At 72.1% G+C, this 3,044-nt stretch carries 4 protein-coding genes; all 4 read right to left on the reverse strand.

Annotated features, from left to right (window positions below; all coding sequences use genetic code 11):
- Positions 1-36: 36 nt before the first annotated feature.
- Complete coding sequence (locus tag VFO68_RS21195) at positions 37-1,269, reverse strand: IS110 family transposase (protein WP_325160091.1); 1,233 nt, start codon at positions 1,267-1,269, stop codon at positions 37-39.
- Positions 1,270-1,711: 442 nt separating this feature from the next.
- Positions 1,712-2,125, reverse strand: a complete 414-nt coding sequence (locus VFO68_RS21200; RefSeq protein WP_325160088.1) for a DUF5130 family protein — start codon at positions 2,123-2,125, stop codon at positions 1,712-1,714.
- Positions 2,112-2,405 carry a hypothetical protein gene (locus VFO68_RS21205; protein ID WP_325160089.1) on the reverse strand — a complete coding sequence of 98 codons (294 nt, stop codon included), beginning with the start codon at positions 2,403-2,405 and terminating at the stop codon, positions 2,112-2,114. Before VFO68_RS21205 ends, VFO68_RS21200 begins: the two co-directional genes overlap by 14 nt.
- A 17-nt stretch (positions 2,406-2,422) precedes the next feature.
- Positions 2,423-3,044 (reverse strand): amidase family protein (locus VFO68_RS21210; RefSeq protein ID WP_325160090.1); only part of this gene is annotated, 622 nt, incomplete at its 5' end.

Consider the following 3,044-nt stretch of genomic DNA (forward strand, 5'->3'; position numbering starts at 1 on the left):
GGTAAGCAGAGCAAAGACATCCCAGGAGCTTGGGTGTCAAGCAGCGGCCTCGCTGGGGTGGTGTGACCAGGCGGTGGTTTCGTCGTAGGCGGTGGCGGTTTTGAGGCATCCGTGCAGGATGCCGACGAGCCGGTTGGCGAGTTGGCGCAGGGCGGCGTTGTGGGTGGCGCCGCGGGCGCGTTGCCGGTCGTAGTAGGCGCGGGCGCCTGGGGAGTTGCGCAGGGACGTGAAGGCCTGGGTCAGCAGTGCGTCGATGAGCCGGTCGTTGTGCACGAACCGGGCGGCGACGGTCCTCTTCTTGCCTGAAGCGCGGGTGATCGGGCTGGTCGCGGCGTAGTTCTTACGAGCCTTCGCCGAGGCGTAGCGGTGGTGGTCGTCGCCGAACTCGGCGAGCACCCGGGCGCCGAGGATGACACCGAGTCCGGGTTGGGACAGGATGATCTCAGCGTCCGGGTGCCGGCCAAAATGGGCCTCCACCTGCCCTTGCATGGCCTTGACCTGCTCGTTGAGAGTGACCAGCAACGCGACCAGCGCCCGCACTGTCGCGGCGTACGCGGCGATGACCACGGCCGGCTGGCCCAGGTGCTCGGCACGCAGGGCGGCCTGGATCGCGGCGGCCTTGGCCGTAATGTCACGGCGGCGGGCCCGGGTGAGAGCCGCGCTGATCTGCGCCAGGCTCAACCGGGCGGCGGCGGCCGGGTCGGGCGCCTTGGCCAACAGTTCCAAAGCGTCGGCGGCGTCCAGGTCGGTGAACGCGGCCAGCGCGGCCGGGAAGTACTCCCGCAACGCGTGCCGCAACCGCTGGACCGCACGGGTGCGCTCCCAGATCAGGGTCTTGTGCATCCGGGTGACCACCTTGACCGCCCCCGCCTCGGCCGAGTCCCCGGCGATCGGGCGTAGCTGGTGGGAGTCGGTGCGCACCATGTCGGCCAGCAGGTGCGCGTCCGCCGCGTCGCTCTTGGCCCCCGACACCGCCAGACGTTGCCGATAGCGGGCCGCCTGCAACGGGTTCACCGGATACACCGTGTACCCGGCGGCGACCAGCGCCTGCACCCACGGACCCCGGTCGGTCTCGATGCCGATCTTCACCCGCCCGTCGGCGTCCTCGGCGTCGACGTCGTCGCCGAGCGCCTGACCGATCATTGCGTGCAGCCTGGCCATGCCCGCCACGCCCTCCGGCAGCCGGGCCTTGGCCAGCCGGCGACCGCAAGCGTCCATCACCTCCACATCGTGGTGGTCCTGCGCCCAGTCATCTCCCACGAACAGCAACGCGTCTCCCCCTGCCAAGCCGAGCACCGCACGATCACCGCAGATAGCCAGGAGGAGAACCATCAGCGACCTAATGAAACAGTGCTCACGCCGCAACCGGGCGGGCACGACATCCCATCAGCGATCAACTCTCCACACCGACCAGCCGGGGCACGATCTTTGCTCAGGACTCAACGTCCAGGAGTCACGAGTGCTCACCAACTAGCGGCTACCAACCCACCAGGAGTCTGCCCGATGGCCCACTCCCAGAACTCATTAGGGAGTCGGAAGGGCGGTGGCTCGGCTGGCGCAGGCGTGTCAAGGAATCGACGACGCGCGACACTAGCTCGCCCTGGGGCGCCGCCGATCTGGACTGAGGAGCGCAGGGAGCGCAGCGACCGGAGCGACGAGGGAAGACGGCGGTTGACAAGCCCCAGGGCCGCGCGAGCGGAGCGAGCGCCGGTTAGCTCCGCCCGGCGCGGGTGGCGAGCTGGTCCAGGCCGATCACGATGCCGCCCGTCAGGTCGCCGCCGCCGAACGCCGCCGCCATCGACAGCGCGGCCAGCTTGGCGTCCCGGTCCGGTATCCGCCGGCGCGCCTGCGCCCCGGTGACGATCTCCAGCACCCGCTGGGCCGGTGACACCGCCAGCAGCACCGACCTGGCCGGGTCGGGAAGCTGGCCGTGCAGCTTCTCCGCGTGGCCGCGCGTCGGCTCCTCCAGGTCGCCCACGTACACGCTGAACGTCAGCCCGGTAGACGAGTCGGCGACCCGCAGCGCCTGGTCCAGCCGCAGCAGCTGGCGCGTCGTGAACGGCCCTTCCAACACGTCCTGACCGGTCGCGCCCGCGGCGCCGGTCGGGTTCTCACCAGCGGTCACTTGCGCCTCCCGTCGACCCCTGCTGCGGCGCCGCGTGCCGCTCGCCACCGCCGGAGGTGAGCGCCGGCCGCTGTGCCTCGCCGGCGACAGCCACCGCGGCCGCCTTCTCGACGGCCGACAGGAACCAGACGGGCGCCGCCTCGTACGGGCGGCCGGGTCGGTACCGCTTGCCGCCGGTATCGCTGTTCGGCCGTCCGCCGGCGTACGCCAGCCCGCCGACGACCAACGCGATGAGCAACGGCACCACGGCGAACCAGAACACCGTCTCGAAAACGGACACGCAACGCCCCCAAGGCGTCAATTTCCAGGGTCGGACATCACGGTAGCCGAGGCCGTGGCGCGCCAGATCGCGGGGTGGCGGTCCCGCCACGGCAGCAGCCGCTCCACCTCGGCGGCGACGGCCAGCAGGAGCGCGTCGGCGCCCATCGGCGCGGCCAGCATGACCCCCACCGGCAGGCCGGACTCGTCGGTGCCGGTCGGCAGCGAGACCGCCGGCTGGCCGGTCACGTTGTAGGCGGCGCAGAAGGGCGAGAACCGGCGCTGCCGGTCGAAGTCGTCCGCCGGGTCGCCGGTGTCGGTGAACCAGCCGACCGGCGCCTGCGGCACCGCCAGGGTGGGCGAGAGCAGCAGGTCCACGCCGGCCTGGGCGGCCACGCCGTGGCGCGCCCGCAGGTGCAACTCGGCGAGCGTGGCCATCAGCCCACCGGCGCTCAGCGCCGCACCGCGCCGGCGCAGCCACCGGGTCAGCGGCAGCAGCCGGTCCTCCCGCTCCGCCGGCACCGGGGCCAGCGACAGCGCGTACCAGAGCTGTTCGAACAGCGGCCACACGTCGGGGCCGAACGGCGCCGGCACCTCGACCACCTCGTGGCCGGCGCCGGCCAGGGCCGCGGCGACCGCGTCGACCGCGGCCAGGCAGGCC

Origin of the sequence: Actinophytocola sp. (assembly GCF_035712165.1) — a bacterium.
In the GTDB taxonomy this organism is placed as follows: domain Bacteria; phylum Actinomycetota; class Actinomycetes; order Mycobacteriales; family Pseudonocardiaceae; genus DASYTH01.